The organism is Micromonospora luteifusca (assembly GCF_016907275.1).
GTDB lineage: Bacteria > Actinomycetota > Actinomycetes > Mycobacteriales > Micromonosporaceae > Micromonospora > Micromonospora luteifusca.
The window spans coordinates 740871-755089 of sequence record NZ_JAFBBP010000001.1; the positions used below are offsets into that span (position 1 = coordinate 740871).

General features: G+C 73.6%; 11 protein-coding genes. 4 read left to right on the forward strand and 7 right to left on the reverse strand.

Annotated elements, in window-relative coordinates; translation table 11 throughout:
* Window positions 1-56: 56 nt before the first annotated feature.
* The 5 genes from JOD64_RS03195 to JOD64_RS03215 are packed head-to-tail and all read right to left on the reverse strand — an operon-like array spanning window position 57 to window position 8805.
* Window positions 57-1547, reverse strand: coding sequence for a hypothetical protein (locus JOD64_RS03195; RefSeq protein ID WP_204940822.1), 1491 nt, complete (start codon window positions 1545-1547; stop codon window positions 57-59).
* Window positions 1544-3466 carry a TOMM precursor leader peptide-binding protein gene (locus JOD64_RS03200; protein ID WP_204940823.1) on the reverse strand — a complete coding sequence of 641 codons (1923 nt, stop codon included), beginning with the start codon at window positions 3464-3466 and terminating at the stop codon, window positions 1544-1546. The genes JOD64_RS03195 and JOD64_RS03200 overlap by 4 nt, the downstream gene beginning before the upstream one ends.
* Window positions 3456-5087 (reverse strand): hypothetical protein, encoded by a 1632-nt coding sequence (locus tag JOD64_RS03205; protein ID WP_204940824.1) that lies wholly within the window; start codon window positions 5085-5087, stop codon window positions 3456-3458. The genes JOD64_RS03200 and JOD64_RS03205 overlap by 11 nt, the downstream gene beginning before the upstream one ends.
* Window positions 5084-7666, reverse strand: coding sequence for a lantibiotic dehydratase family protein (locus JOD64_RS03210; protein WP_204940825.1), 2583 nt, complete (start codon window positions 7664-7666; stop codon window positions 5084-5086). The genes JOD64_RS03205 and JOD64_RS03210 overlap by 4 nt, the downstream gene beginning before the upstream one ends.
* A complete protein-coding gene (locus tag JOD64_RS03215) occupies window positions 7663-8805 on the reverse strand; it encodes a hypothetical protein (protein ID WP_204940826.1) in 1143 nt (380 codons plus the stop codon). The genes JOD64_RS03210 and JOD64_RS03215 overlap by 4 nt, the downstream gene beginning before the upstream one ends.
* Before the next feature lie 173 nt (window positions 8806-8978).
* On the opposite strand from JOD64_RS03215, the gene JOD64_RS03220 reads away from it, so the two are divergent.
* Window positions 8979-9554 carry a hypothetical protein gene (locus tag JOD64_RS03220; RefSeq protein WP_204940827.1) on the forward strand — a complete coding sequence of 192 codons (576 nt, stop codon included), beginning with the start codon at window positions 8979-8981 and terminating at the stop codon, window positions 9552-9554.
* Between the two features lie 47 nt (window positions 9555-9601).
* Entirely contained in the window at window positions 9602-9736 is a 135-nt protein-coding gene (locus JOD64_RS33390; RefSeq protein WP_275581275.1) for a hypothetical protein, read from the forward strand.
* A gap of 7 nt (window positions 9737-9743) precedes the next feature.
* Here the strand turns inward: JOD64_RS33390 and JOD64_RS03225 are convergent, their stop codons facing one another.
* Complete coding sequence (locus JOD64_RS03225; protein ID WP_204940828.1) at window positions 9744-9923, reverse strand: thiazolylpeptide-type bacteriocin; 180 nt, start codon at window positions 9921-9923, stop codon at window positions 9744-9746.
* A gap of 232 nt (window positions 9924-10155) precedes the next feature.
* On the reverse strand, window positions 10156-11661 hold the full coding sequence (locus JOD64_RS03230) for a SagB/ThcOx family dehydrogenase (RefSeq protein WP_204940829.1): 1506 nt from the start codon (window positions 11659-11661) through the stop codon (window positions 10156-10158).
* 302 nt (window positions 11662-11963) lie between these two features.
* On the opposite strand from JOD64_RS03230, the gene JOD64_RS03235 reads away from it, so the two are divergent.
* Window positions 11964-13484, forward strand: coding sequence for a class I adenylate-forming enzyme family protein (locus tag JOD64_RS03235; protein WP_204940830.1), 1521 nt, complete (start codon window positions 11964-11966; stop codon window positions 13482-13484).
* A 121-nt stretch (window positions 13485-13605) separates the two neighbouring features.
* Window positions 13606-14214: a response regulator transcription factor gene (locus tag JOD64_RS03240; protein ID WP_204940831.1), complete on the forward strand. Its 609-nt coding sequence runs from the start codon at window positions 13606-13608 to the stop codon at window positions 14212-14214.
* The last annotated feature ends 5 nt before the right edge of the window (window positions 14215-14219 follow it).

Genomic DNA, 14219 nt, shown 5'->3' on the forward strand with positions numbered 1-14219 from the left:
TCGTGATTGCGGGGCTCGCAGACCCGGTTCACTGCTCACGCTCACGGCACGTCTCCTCACAATCTGATGTCGAGCAGCCCGCCGCTGGCGTGCCGCGGGGTGCCCACCACCGCGGCGAGCGCGATCATCTCGTCGCCGGACAGGCCGAGCAGGTCCCGTGTCGGGTTCTCCACGAACGCCCGGACCGGCCGGGCGAACAGGTCGGCGGCGCTGGCCGCGAGGGAGAGGCCGTGCGCGGCCCAGCCGACGGCGTACTGGGTGGCCGTCCAGGCGGTCGGCCCGTGGGCGGCGTGCAGTTCCCGGGGGCGGACCGACAGGAACCACACCATGGAGGCGTGCCGGACGCCGCAGCCGTCGGTCGGGGTGAGCGGGTAGCCGTACGTCGACTCCAGCTTCGTGGTGATCTCCCGGTCGGCTCGGTGCAGGACGAGTTCGCCGTCCGGCCCGACCCGGTGGACGCCGTCGGCGTACCCGTCGATGTCGCGCAGGGCGACCGAGACGGTGATCCGGTCACGGACGGCGGCCAGGGTGGGCCCGGGCGCCGGCACGGCCAGCCAGCGCACGATGTCGTGCACGACCGCCGCCGGCAGCCGCCGGCGGCGGGAGTCGAAGCCGGGCCGGCCCGCCGGCATCCGCCCCGAGTTCCGACGCCAGGTCAGCTCCGCCCAGTCCGGTGCGGTCGGCGCGGCGGCCGCGCCCGCGGGCACGCCGGAGCCGAGCCGGGTGGGTGGGTCGGTGAACGACTGTGCCCGGTTCACCCCCGCCACCTCGGCGAGGACCGGGTCGGGTGACCCGGCGGGCGGGTCGGCGGGCGTCGGGCCGGGCACCAGAGGGGGCGCACCCAACCCGACGGTGACCGGCAGCGACCACTCCCCGGCGGGGTCGAGCCCCAGCTCGGCGAGGACCGCGCCGGCCCCGGCGTCGGGCAGCCGCACCCACGCCGGCATCCGGAAGTGGTGCAGGCCGATGGCGAGGGCGCGCAGCGCGTAGCCGGTCTCGATGGCGACCAGTGAGCCACGGAACCAGCGGTAGCCGCGTGGGATGCGGGTGTAGCGACCGCTCAGCGCGAGCTGCCGGGCCCGAGGTCGGTGCCCGGGCACCGACAGGGTGGTCAGCGCGTGCCGGTCGGGGTCCAGCAGCGCCCAGTGCTCGCCGTCGTCGGCGAAGACCTGCACCGGGTACAGGCAGCGCGGTGAGGCATAGCCGCGGTGGGGGTTGTAGACGTTGTCCGGGTCGTACCACTGCGGCCCGTACGCGGCGACCAGAGCGTGCCCGAGCGGGTCGGCCACCTCCCCCGCCACCTGCCCGTGCGGGTACGCGGTCCGGCCCAGCAGTTCCGCCGTCCCGTAGGGCAGCAGCCGGCGGGTGCCTCCCTCGGCGGCGGCCGGGGTGGGCGGGTGGACGTGCGTCTCCATCGGAGGCACCGGCTCGGACAACCACGGTGGGATCACGGTCTCGTCCGCCCCGGCGGCGTACGCGTACCAGAGCGACTCCCGGCCGATGGTGTGGTCGGTGTACGGCGCGGGGACCCGCAGCCCGGCGCTCACGGGAACGGGTGGGGATCGTAGGGCAGGGGGCGTCCGGCCTGGGCGGTGCCGGCGAGCGCGGCGGCGAGCCGGTGCTGGCCCAGCAGCCGCTGCTGGGCGTGGCCGAAGCACATCGGCAGGATGCCGGGTACGACCATCTTGACCACCGAGATGCCGACGTCCCGGTGCTCCCGGGTGCTCTGGTCAACCAGCACCATCCGGTCCATGCCGGCCGCCGCGTAGAGCTCCCGGACGTGGTCCAGGGCACCCCGCACGTCACCGGCGGCGGCCCGGTCGAGCTGGCCGGGCCAGTCGCCGAACGCCTCAGCGGTCGTGGTCTCCGGGCCACCCAGCACGGCGGTGGCGCGGGCCAGCGTGGCCGGATGCATGTAGTAGCGGGGGTGATGGACCAACTCCTCCATGTTCCACGGATCGGCCAGCATCGGCTCGATGTCGGAGGTGTCCGGGTCCTGCGGGTCGGTGACGAGCTGGGCTACCTCCCGTAGGGCGCCCCGGATGGCGGTGGCCGGGTTGGCGCCGGACCCTCCGGAGTGGAAGGTGGCCGGGAATCCGCCGGTCCGGTTGACGGCGAGGGTCCACACGATCGGCAGGGCCACGTCGTGGGTGGCGACGAGGATGTGGACGTCGAAACCGCGGGCGTGGATGAGGTCGATCAGGGCCTGACTGTCCGGGTCGGTGATCGTCGAGGTCGGGATCACCGGCAGCGGGGTGGCCCGGTGCCAGGCGATCAGGAAGGCGTCCCGCTCGGCGAGTTCGAGCAGCGAGTGCAGGGCCGCCTCCTCCAGGCAGGAGCCGGCCGCGCAGCCGCTGGAAGAGTCGTAGAAGTGCTTGCGGTTCTCCCGTGGGTTTGCGCGGCGCGCCGCGCGGGCGGCCCGGCGGTTCAACCGGTACCGGTACTCGTACTGGTAGAAGCCGATCTCGGCGGGCACCAGCACCGGCCGTCCGGTGCTGAGGTCGTGGCCCCACACCCAGTCCATCGGGGTGTCCGGGAGCACCGGGAGCACCCGGGCGGTGGGGTGGGCGAGCTGCTCGTCGGTGTGCCCGCCGAGGATGGCCGGGTCGAGGGCGTGGTCGGCGACCTGGTGGTAGGTCAGCCCCTGAAGCACCGGCGCGTCGAACGGGAAGCCGCCGAGGCGCTCGTAGAGCTCGATGAGGCCGACGGGTTCGGCCTCCCGGAAGGTCATCGCTCGGCCGTGTCCCCAGGCCGGCGCGTCCGGCATGATCGACATGCTCATGGCGAAGGGCGCGGCCGACTCCAGAATGATCTTCTGAACCGGTCCGAAGCGCTCGTCGACGACCCGGTCCCGCAGCGCCCCCGGAACGACCAGGCGGGCACCGTCCGCGGCCCGGGTGGGGTCGCCGGGTGCGGCCGGGTGGCTGCGCAGGGTCAGCGGCTCCGGCCGCCAGTCCAGGTCCGGGTGGAAGCGCGGTGCGCAGGACGGGCAGTAGAAGTGCCGTGGGATCCGGTGCCGCCGCACACCGGCCGGGCCGATGACAGCGAGTTCGCCGGGGGCCAACGGCACGTCCGCCAGGTTCCGGGCCGCCGCCGCCAGCAGGTCCGGCAGCAGCGGGTCACCGGTGCCGGTCCGCCAGCGGTTGAGGTCCAGGCGGGCCTGCAACGGGTGCTCCAGCACCGAACGCTCGCGGGACTCGGCGCAGACCGGGCAGCCGGCGTCGGTGTCCGGCACCCAGCGCGGGCCGACCTGCACCTCGTCGTCGTACACCCGCACCGACAGGTGCTCGCGGCCGTCGGCGGCGCTGCGCCGCCACTGCCCGGTCTGCCAGTCCAGGTTGAATCCGTGATCGAGCGTCACGGTGGCGCCGACCGCGAGCAGGGGGGCCAGCGCGGTGAGCCACTCGTCGGCGGCGTCAGCGGCGAACCCCGGCCCGACGGTGGGCCGGTCGGTGTCAGTGCCCATCGGTCTGCTCCTCGATGTCGCCGGTCACCTCGACCGGGCCGTACCAGAACGGAAGCTCACCCAGGACGGGATCGGCGTGCCGGGCGCGACCGCGGAACCGGCGGCCGTTCGCCGCGGCCAACGCGGTGACCTGCTTGCGCAGCGCGTCCACCACGCCGTCACCGGCGAGCAGCAGCGCGTCGGTGTGCAGGGCGGGTGCCGGCTCGCCGCCAGCTGCCCGGACCTGCCCAGCGGTGACAGCCACCCCCACGGCGGCGCGGACGGCGGTGTCCGTGTCCGGCCCCCAGGCCACGCCGAGCGTCTTCCCGTCCGGGGTGCCCACCCGGGCCAGCCGCCAGTCCAGGCCGGGCACCGCGCGCAGGTCGACGATGTGCGGCTGAGCACCCAGGCTCTGCCGGATCCGGTGCGTCTCCGGGTCCAGGTCCGCCGGGTCCATTGTGTGGGCCTGCTCGGCTTCCGCGGCGAGCAGCCGCAGTGCGCCGTCGAGCAGCCACGTCTCCTCGGTCAGCCCGGCCGCGCCGCCGCCGGCCGCCCGCCGCATCCCCTCGATCGCCGCCGCGACGTACGCGGTCTGGAGGTCCGGCCCACCGGCGAAGACCGAGCCGGTCCGGCCGTCGCGGTACGCCAACTCGCGCTGCGACAGCGGCAGCTGAGGCAGCTCCGGTTCCCGGTCACCCCGGGTGTACGGGCCGGTCCAGCGGGCGGTGAGGGCGGAGACCACCGGGGTCATGTCGTCGATCGTGGGCAGCGGAACGGGCTGGGCGTCGTCCAGCAGGTGCCAGCGTTCGTCGTCGGCCAGCGGCGCGCCGAGCACCACCCGGTCGGCGGTGAGCGCGTCGGAATGCACGACGTGTGCGTCCCGGCGGGTGTCCTGACCAGCGATGACCGTGAACAGCAGATGCGCGGCGAGCGCACCGGCCAGCGCGTCCGCGACGGGACGGGCGGCCGGCGGCACGTCGTCCGCCGCAGCCTGGTCCAGGACCCGGTCCCGCCACGCCGGCCACACCGCGGCTGTCGCGGTGTCGGTCACCACCGGGCCGGCCACCAGCACCCGGTCGTCCAGCAGCACCGGCAGCACCGGCACCGCGGCCGGCTGGGGCGCCTCGCCAGCGGAGAAGCAGCGGATCACTGCGTCGAAGCCGGTCAGGTCGTCGGCCGCGTCCCGGGCCTCCGCCGCACCGATCCCGGCCCGGAGCAGCCCCCGCACCGCCGGCCCGGTGACCTCGACGGGGCCCACCACCGCGACCCGCGCCGCCCGCACCGCCGAGAAGGCCGCGTACGGATCGACGGAAACCGCCTCCAGGTACGCCAGTGGCCCGGCCCACCGCTGCCGCTCGGCGTCGCCCGGCTCGGCGACGGTGTGCGCCGCGAAATCCAGGAGCAGGTTGTGCCCCCGTAGCTGGTCGACCAGGTGGCGGACGGCCGGCCTGGCCCGTTCGGTGCCCAGCGCGGTCACCATCTCGTCCTCGGTGGTGCCGACGTCCAGCAGCGGCACACAGGTGTCGGCGATCCGGAACAGCAGCGTCGAGCCCCGCAGGACGAGCTGGTCGCGGCCCCCGGCGAGGTAGACGCCGTCGGGCGTCGGCGCGTAGTGCAGGTACGGTCGCGCGCGCAGTCTCATGACTTCTTCCCTCCGTACTGGAACAGGCCGCCGGGGCGCCTGCCGATCTCGACCACCCACTCGTAGGCGTGCGTGCCGTCGACCACCCCGGGAAGTGCCTCCTCCAGGTAGTCCACGGCCTTGCCGTCGGCCCGGCGCTCGAGCATCCGCGGCAGCACCCGGGTGCCGAGGGCGGAGGTCAGGTCGACGTACTGCGGCTTCTGCTTCTGCCGGCGGGGCATGATGTCGGCGGGGCGCAGCGATCGGGGCGCCTCGTCGTCGAAGGCGGTCTTGACCACCACCTCCTCCGGTACGCCGTACCGGCCGCGCCAGCCGGTGAGGGCGAGCAGCCGCTCGGGGCCCTCCGGTGCGGCCAGCGCCCCGTCCAGTTCGGCGCCGCCGTACCAGCGGCGGCGGCTCACCACCACGTCGCCGACGGCGATCCGCGGGGCGATCCGGGTACGGGCCCGGTCCCACGGGTTGCCGCCGTGCCAGAGGTCCAGCAGGTAGTTGTTGAGTCGGCCGCCGGTCGCCAGGCAGGACGCCACCGACAGTGGCGGCGGGAACAGTCCCGGGTGGCCGGTGCCCAGCGGCAGCACCCGTAGCCGCTGCCCGTCGGCGTCGGTGACCGCGAGCGTGTCGGTGTCCGGGTCGTGCACCAGACGCAGCGCGTACCAGTCGTCCGGGCCCAGCCCGTCCGGCAGCACGCGGGGATGGGCGTTGACGTTGAGCCGGTGCAGCCCCAGGTCCTCCACGACCCGTGCGCCGTCCCAGCCGAACCGTTCGGCGAGCCGGTCGGCGAGGTACGGCAGTGCCCGGCCGCCGAGCCGCCGGTCGCCGTCGAGGAAGCGGGAGTAGAGCATCCCGTGCCCCGGCAGCCCGTCGTTGACGACCAGCCGGTCCCCCGCCCACTGCGCGAGCACCCCGTAGCTGAGCGGGTCCCGCCGGAACTCCTCGGGCAGATCGGCGACGAGCTCGTACGCCTGCTCGGCGGACCACCGCACCTCGGGCTCGCCCGCCTCGGCGGCCCGGGTGATCTCCGCCTGGCTGAAGGCCATGATCCGGCGGCGCAGCGCGTAGAGGCGCAGCAGCGGGTCGTCGCCGACCGGGCTGTCGTCGGTGAGCGTGGCGGCGTACTCCCCGGCCGCCACAGCCTGTGCGGACACCGCCTCGACGAGTTCGTCGGCGTGGTCGGCGAGCGGGACGCCGGCACCGGCGCCGAACCGCCCGACGAAGGCCCGGGTGGTCATCATGCGCACGTCGTGCAGCCAGTCGAAGACCGACAGCAGCTCCACCGCCGCGCCCAGGTCGGCCAGGTTGCCCCGCACCGGTTCAATGTCCACAGTAGCTGGTGCGAGGAGGTAGTCCTCCTCCACCATCACCTGCGCCGGCCGCTGCGCCAGCCGGCTGACCCGGGCCAGGTCGGCGCGCAGGGTCGCCAGGTCGGCGCCCCGCTCCACCACCGGCCCGTCGGCCAGCCGGGACAATCCGGTACGCACGTCGGCGAGCGCGTCGGCGGCCAGGGTGTCCGGCCGGTCCAGTTGCTCGGCCAGGTCGGCGTCACCGTTCTCGGCCTCGTTGAAGGTGCACAGGATGCCGCTGTCCAGCGCCCGCAGCACGATCTGCTCGGCGTCGGGCAGCGGGCAGCCGGCGTGCGTGGACACGTACGCGGCCACCGCCCGGGCCGGCCGCGGGCCCATGGCGATCGCGTCCATCAGCAGCTTGATCGGGCCCCGCAGCGGTGCGGAGAGGCGCTGGTAGCCGCCCTCGGTGGGGCGCAGGAAGAACAGCGCGCCCTGCTCCGGCTCCACGGCGGAGGTTGGCGAGAGCCCCACCCAGGCGCCGAGCCGCGCCGCGCCCGCCGGCGGGTTCAGCCCGCCCAGCACATAGGCGATCATGACGCGGTCCAGGCTGGGGAAGGAGTGCGCCCCGGTGAACGGCACCCCGCGCGGGTCGACCCCGTCGGGGCCGGGCACCGCGATGCCGACGGCGGTGAACCGGGCCAACGGGCTGGTCCGGACCATGGCCCGGGTGACGTACTGGATCAGGCCGCGCTCGGACTTGCGGGCTCGGGCGGCCACCGGTTGGCCGGTGGCCACGGCAGCCCGGTAGCGCTCGGCCTCCTCGTGCACCTCGGGTGCGAGCAGCGCCAGCGAACGGCGCAGGTCCTCGTCGCCCAACAGCCCGGCGAGGGTCCCCCGTTCCCGCTCGGCCGCCGCCGGGTGCTCGGCGATGAGCCGGGCCCGCAGCTCGTCGCGACGATGCCGGGCGACGACCCAGGCCGCCACGGCGGGCAGATGCGTCAGATCCGTGCGGGGCTCCCGGTCCCGGGAGATGGCGCGGCGGGCCTCCACCAGGCGCTTGCGTTCGGCCTCGTCGGAGCTGGCACCGATCAGCCGGTAAAGGTCGTCGGCGCAGCGGGCGGCGCTGTCGGACAGCGCCCGGTCCACGTCGGTCAGGTCGGCCAGGAGCACGCGGAGCGTCGGGTCGGCGAGGCGGGCCCGGCGCAGCGGGTTGATCCGCAGCTGCCAAAGGGGCTCCGCCGGCGAGGTGATGGCCGTCGGGGCGAGAGGCGCCGGTGCGGCGGGGGCGAGGGTCATGCCGCCCTCCCCGCGGCCGCGACGACCCGGACCCGGTCGCGGGTGAGCCGGTCCTGCCAGCTCTCACCGAGCACCTCGTCGACCAGCTCGCTGATCGCGTAGCACATGTAGTAGCGCTGCATCGGCGACACGGTGAGCAACGGAAGCTGCTGGTAGAAGAGGTTGATCAGCACCCGGTAGGCGGCGAACCACTGGGTGGTCCGGTCGTAGGCGCCGGACGCGGCGACCCTGCGGTGGAACTCGGTGTCCGGCTGGTCGCCGGTCGGCACCACGTCGGGGGCGCTGGGCGGCCCCATCGCGGCGGTGTCCACGCTGCCGGTGATCTCGTCCAGCAGGTCGAGGCTGAGCGTGCCGTCGGTCACGGCCGCATCGAAGGTGCCGGCACAGTAGGCGAACGCCGTCCGCCAGGCCGCCGCCGGGCCGCTGGGGGTACCGGCGAGCCGCTGCTCGACCACCGGGCGCAGCACCGCCGCGTCCCGCGCCAGCCGCTCTGCGAAGACCGGGCGAACGTCGCGGGTGGGCCGCGCCCAGGCCAGGAACGCCTCGACGTGCGACCGGAACGAGTAGACGCCGTGCGCCAGCCCCAGGAAGTACGAGTCGGCGAGTGCCGCGAAGGCCTCGCCGAGGCGCACGTTGCCCTGTTCGGGCCGGCGCGCCAGCTCATCCACCATGTCCAGTAGTGGCGTGGTCAGGACGCTCTGCGCCACCTCCCAGCCGGGCAGGGCGCGCAGCGCCGGCTGCCGCGGGCCGGTGTCCTCCCGGCGGAGCAGCTGCACCGCGCCGTGTTCGGCCATCGGCAGGTACGGCGGGGGCACCGCCTCCAGTCGGCCGAACTCGCGGGCCTGGGTGAGGTAGTCCTCCTCGCTGAGGGCACGGGCCTCATCCAGTGGGCCGGCGTCCAGCTCTGCGGCGACGGTGGCCCAGTCCGCCGTGCCCCCGGCGCCGCCGTACGCGACGACGTCGACGTGGGGACCGTGTCGCCAGCCCCGACGGAGGTGGACGACGGCGTTGCCGTCGCCGTGCAGTGCGCGGGCCACCGGCACCACGGATCGTGCCAACCAGGGAAGCGTCACAGGCCCCCTGGTGTGGAGCCGCACACCGATCACGTCGGTGGCGAGCTCATACGCCTCGGTCGTCATGTCGACGCACCTTTCCGGAATTGTCTCGACGAGCAGGAAATTCACTGGGAATTCGATTCTCGACCCGCACGGCGATCGAACAACAATGTTCCTGACAACTGTCAGCAATTCGCTGACGGCTCGTCCCGGCGGGTGGTTTGCGCCTTTTGAGCGACCTACGCTAGGGTCTGCTCATGTCTGCTGACACCGGCGCGCGACAATTGGGCGGCGAGTCCGTGAATCGCCGAGGCCCGCTCGCCATGGGCGTCGTCACAATGATCGTCTACGGATTGCTCTGGTTGATCGTGGGCGTGACCGGCCTACCGGTGCCCACCGGCGTCCGGCTCGCCCTCGGCCTGGCCGCCGTGGTCGGCGCCGGCGTCCTCCTGGTGGCGGGCCGGCGCTTGCGAGCGCGCGGTCCGGCCCGGGTCCGCCGCGTCCGCCCACATTCGATGCGCTGGTTCCACCTGGTCAACCTTGCCCAGACCGCATTGATCGTCGCCGCCGTCTTCGGGCTGCTCCGGGCCGGTTCCCCGGGGCTGATCGTGGTGGCCGTCTGCCTGGTCGTCGGCTTGCACTTCCTGCCACTGGCCCGGATCTTCGACGTCCCCGGCTACTGGTGGACCGGCGCGCTGCTGATCCTGGTGGCCGCGGCCGGCGCGACAGCGTACGGTCTAGATACGGGCAACGAGACCGTACGCGCGGTGGTCGGCCTGCCGGCCGCCGTCGCGCTCTGGTCCACCGCGCTGGACGTTTCCCGGCGCGGTTGAGTTAGGGCCAGGCGCACCGACGTCGGCTGCACTCGTCCAACTTCGACTTGGACGAGCACAGCCGACGTCAGCCGCGTCAGCAGGTGCTGGGCGAGCGGGTGGTCGAGGGCGACGGTTGGTTCTCGCCGCCGTTCATCCACTGTGTCCGGTCGCCGGTCCGGCTGGTCTCGGTCCGACTCTGACTGTCGTTCAGCAGGTGCTGGACGAGCAGGTCGAGGAGGAGGACGAGGTGCCGATGCTGCCGCTCGACGCGCCCAGCTCCGGCAGAGCCACGCCCTGCGCGACCTCGAGGACCTCCAGGTCGGCGATCTCGAACGAGTCGAAGGTCTTGTCGTCCTGGGCGGCGGCCTGGGTCTCGTCGATGCTCATGTCATTTCTCCTTCTGTTTTGAAGGGCTTTTCTTCAACCCTTCCGGTGAAATCAATTCTGGCCCCGCCCAACGACCGTGTCCATGCTTTGCCAGCGCCTGCTGACACATATCACGGTGGCAATTACACCCGTGCCGGCCGCAATCGCGAAAGGGCCGCCCGGGGCAAGGTGAGAGCCTTTCGGAAAAGGCCCACCCAGGCCCGGACGGCCCCTGCGGCGATGCTTCGGCAGGTCATTCGCGACCGAGCTCCTCGCCGGCCCGCAGCGCCCACTCCGCGCCGTTGAGCAGCTGCCAGCCGTCCTCGGTGCGCCACGTGCCCAGCTCACCCGCCGGCCGGCTGCCGAGCAGGAAGTCCCCCACCGACGTCTCTCGCAGCCAGTCCAGCCGCAGCACCCGGGCGGCCAGGTCGGCGTCGCCGATCCCCAGCCCGCACGGCGCCAGCCCCATCGCCGTCGCCACCAGGTACATCGTCTGGTAGACCACCCCGCAGTGCCGCAGCGTCATCCCGTAGGCGATGCCCGCGTACTTCCAGGACAGCCGCTGGAAGCGGGAGGTCAGCGTGATCAGCACGTCACCGTCCGCCTCGCCGCCGGTGGCTCCCGCGGCGACGTCCAACATCGCCGCCTGATCCGCCGGATCGTCGTTGACCAGCACCAACCGGTGCGCCACCGAGTCGTAGAACCAGATCCCGGCGTCCAGGCCCGCGCAGCGGCGCACGGTCAGGTACAGCTCGATCTCGTACGCGGATCCGCCGGTCGGATAGGGACGCCCCACGATCTCGTTGCCGGTCGGGTCGCCCTCGGCACCGCGCAGCACCCGCACCCGACCCACCCGGTAGAGGAACTCGCCGAGCTGGCGCAGGGTGAGCGGCTCCTCGCCGTAGGAGCGGATGGACCGGCGGCCCTCCAGCGCCACGGTGAACGCCGGGTCCCGGGCCAGCACCTCGTCGAGCTCCGGCCGGTACAGCTCCACGGTGCGGCCCGCCGGCGGCTCCTTGACCGCCGGCAGCGGCGGGATCTCCCCCCGGTGCGGGTAGATCCCGCCGATCGGGTCGTCGTAGCGACCGGGGCGGGTGCGCGAGTGGAAGAGCAGGTCGTGGAAGGACCACTGGCGCAGCGTCGTATCCGCCTCGGACTCGAAGCCGCCGGCGCTGTCCGCCGCGTCGACCAGGCCCGCACCGACGAGATGACCCAGGAGCGCGCCGACCGCCGCGACGTCGAGGTCGTCGCCGGCCAACTCCACCGGGGTACGCGGGGTGCCCAGCTCGGCCACCAGGCGGCGGGCCGCCGGGTGCACCAGGAGAACCCGGTGCCGGGCCAGCGGCGACTCCAGCACCAGCGCGCCCTCCCTGGTGCGGCAGAAGGCGAAGCGGGACAGCCGCACCCGGGCGGTCGGCGGCACGGTGACCGGGCCGTACTCCGCTCCCGGCGCGGTCCGCTCCAGCCGCAGCATTTCGCGGCCACCGGCGACGACGCCTCGGGCGAGCAGGTGGGGTGCCCGGTCGAGAAAACCGCGCAGCTGGGCGGCTTCCCGCCCGGTCAACCCGCTGACCAGGTCGGCAGGGTCGACCGGCCCGTCGGCGAGCCGGCGTAGCGCCGCGCCGAGTCCGGTGCCGACCTGCCGCATCGCGACCACGCCGGCGGGGCTGGTGAGGACGACCCGGCCGGCTTCGAACTCCGCCCGGACGTCGTCGCGGAACCCGACGAGCGTGCCGTCGGTGAGGGTTGTCGTCTGCATACTGCACTCCGTATCCGTCGCGGGGCTGGGTTTCGGGTCTCGCCGCCACGGATGCCGGACCTCGCCGGACACGACGCAACGAGGCGCCGCCGCCACTGTCACCCGCCGCCCTTGCCGCCGTCATCGACGGATGACGCTCGCACCGCACTCCGGTGACACCGGTCATGGCGGCTTCGTGACACCTGTACCGGCATCCGTGACGGACATCGTGGTGGCGCTGGCCCGGGTGAGCGGTCCGGGTAGAGGCTGGCCGGGCCCCCGCCTCCTCGGCGGAGGGCGAAGCCTGCGGACGGGAGGTCACGGTGGAGACCGGGGAGGCGCACTACGTACGGCGGCTGCTGGACGCCCTGCACCGGCGACCCGGACGGCCCGTCCTGCACCGACCGGAGGGCGCGACGACCGGTAGCGAACTCGCTGCGGCGATCCTCGCGACCGCCATCGGACTGACCCGCGCCGGCGTGGCCCGCGGGGAGACGGTGGCGGTGCTGACCGAGCCGAACGTGCCGGCGATGCTGGTCACCCGGTATGCCGCGCACCTGCTCGGTGCCACCGTCACGCACGTGCGCTCGATGAACGCCCGCGCCGACGGTGAGCATCTGTCGACAGTTGCCCGCCTGCGGGTGCTGCGCGCCACCGGTGCCCGCACCCTCGTGGTCGACGCGGCGAACGCCGGGCGGGGTCGGGAGTTGGCCGCCGCGGCGCCCGCACTGACGGTGCTGGCGGCTGACGACCTGTGCCGACACCGGTCGGGTCGCCTTCCGACCGCCGATTGGCACCCGAACGACATCGCGGTGGTCGACCTGACCAGCGGCAGCTCCGGTGACCCGAAGCTGGTGCAGCAGCCGTTCGGTGCCCGCGACACCCGGATCCGGGTGTCCGCAGGCGACGGCTCGCCGGACTGGCCGGTGACCATGCTGTCGGTGACCCCGGTCAGCCACGCCACGGCGACCATGGTCGACGCGGTCCTGATCGGCGGGGGCGCGGTGGTGCTCCGCGACGGCTTCGCCCTGGACGACCTGGTCGACGCCGTCGTCCGGCACCGGGTGACGGACGTCTACCTGGCGGTGCCGCACCTCTACCAACTGGTCGACCGACCGGAGGCCGCCCGGCGGGCGCTGCCCTCGCTGCGCCAGGTGCTCTACAGCGGTACCTTCGCCGCTCCGACCCGGATCGCCCAGGCGGTGACGCTCTTCGGCGAACGGCTGACCCAGCTGTACGGCAGCACCGAGGCCGGCGGCATGTGCACCCTCACCCCGCTCGATCACGCCGAGCCGGAGCTTCTCCCCAGCGTCGGCCGACCCTTCTCGTGGGTCGATCTGGAGGTCCGCGAGGCCGACGGGCGGACCGCAACGCCTCGCGGAACCATCGGTGAGGTCTGGGTACGCGCGGCGACCACCATGGCCGGCTACCTGGGCGACCCGGCGTTGACCGCGCAGACGATGCACGACGGTTGGCTGCGCACCGGCGACCTGGCCCGTTTCGACCGCTACGGCTACCTTCACCTCGTCGGACGCATCGGCAGCGTGATCAAGGCGAACGGCTTGAAGATTCATCCGTCCACCGTGGAGCGTGTCCTCCTTGCCCACCCGGCGGTGGCCGACGCCGTCGTGTACGACCGACGCGACCCGCGCCACGGCGAGACCGCCCACGCCGCGGTGCAGCTGCGTCCGGGGGTCCGGTGTGGCGCCGCCCAGCTGCGCGACCACATCGCCGCCGGACTCTCGCCGGCGCACGTGCCGGCCGGCTTCTCGTTCCTCGACGCGCTGCCGCTGACCGTGTCGGGAAAACCCGACCGCGTCGCCCTCCGCGCCGCAGCCGACTGACCCTCCGTTCAGTTGGGTTGAAACATCCGGATGGTCAACGCGTGACGATGGTCGGCCGGAGAGCTGCGATGGTCGGACGAGTGGCCCCTAACGTCGGCGTCGTTGATGCGAAGCTGGCCGGGTGACGATCAGGGTTCTGCTCGCTGAGGACATGAACATGGTCCGCGGTGCCCTCCTGGCACTCCTCGCCCTGGAGCCCGACATCGACGTCGTCGCCGAGGTGGCGTCGGGTGACGACATCCTGCCGGCGGCGCTGGCGCAACGGCCGGACGTCGCGGTGCTCGACATCGACCTGCCGGGAATCAACGGGCTGACCGCGGCAGGTCTACTGCACGAGCAGTTGCCGAGCTGCCGCTGCCTGATGCTGACCAGCCTCGGCCGGCCGGGCAACCTGCGCCGGGCGATGGCGGCGCACGTCGCCGGCTTCATCCTCAAGGACGCCCCGCCGGAGATCCTGGCCGACGCGATCCGGGGGGTGGCGGCGGGCCGCCGGGTGGTCGACCCGCAGTTGGTGCTCGCCGCCTGGGACAGCGCCGAATGCCCGCTGACCACCCGTGAGGCCGAAGTGCTCCGGCTCACCGAGAAGGGCGCCGAGCCGACCGAGATCGCCACGCGGCTGTTCCTGTCCCCCGGGACCGTCCGCAACTACCTGACCACCGCGGTGACGAAGCTCAACGCCCGGAACCGGATCGACGCGATCCGGATCGCCCGCGAGGCCGGCTGGCTCTGACCCGG

Coding starts and splice junctions, on each gene's coding strand:
- JOD64_RS03200 (WP_204940823.1), bottom strand. CDS start 3,466: ATGGGCACTGACACCGACCGGCCCACCGTCGGGCCGGGGTTCGCCGCT.
- JOD64_RS03205 (WP_204940824.1), bottom strand. CDS start 5,087: ATGAGACTGCGCGCGCGACCGTACCTGCACTACGCGCCGACGCCCGAC.
- JOD64_RS03210 (WP_204940825.1), bottom strand. CDS start 7,666: ATGACCCTCGCCCCCGCCGCACCGGCGCCTCTCGCCCCGACGGCCATC.
- JOD64_RS03215 (WP_204940826.1), bottom strand. CDS start 8,805: ATGACGACCGAGGCGTATGAGCTCGCCACCGACGTGATCGGTGTGCGG.
- JOD64_RS03220 (WP_204940827.1), top strand. CDS start 8,979: ATGTCTGCTGACACCGGCGCGCGACAATTGGGCGGCGAGTCCGTGAAT.
- JOD64_RS03225 (WP_204940828.1), bottom strand. CDS start 9,923: ATGAGCATCGACGAGACCCAGGCCGCCGCCCAGGACGACAAGACCTTC.
- JOD64_RS03230 (WP_204940829.1), bottom strand. CDS start 11,661: ATGCAGACGACAACCCTCACCGACGGCACGCTCGTCGGGTTCCGCGAC.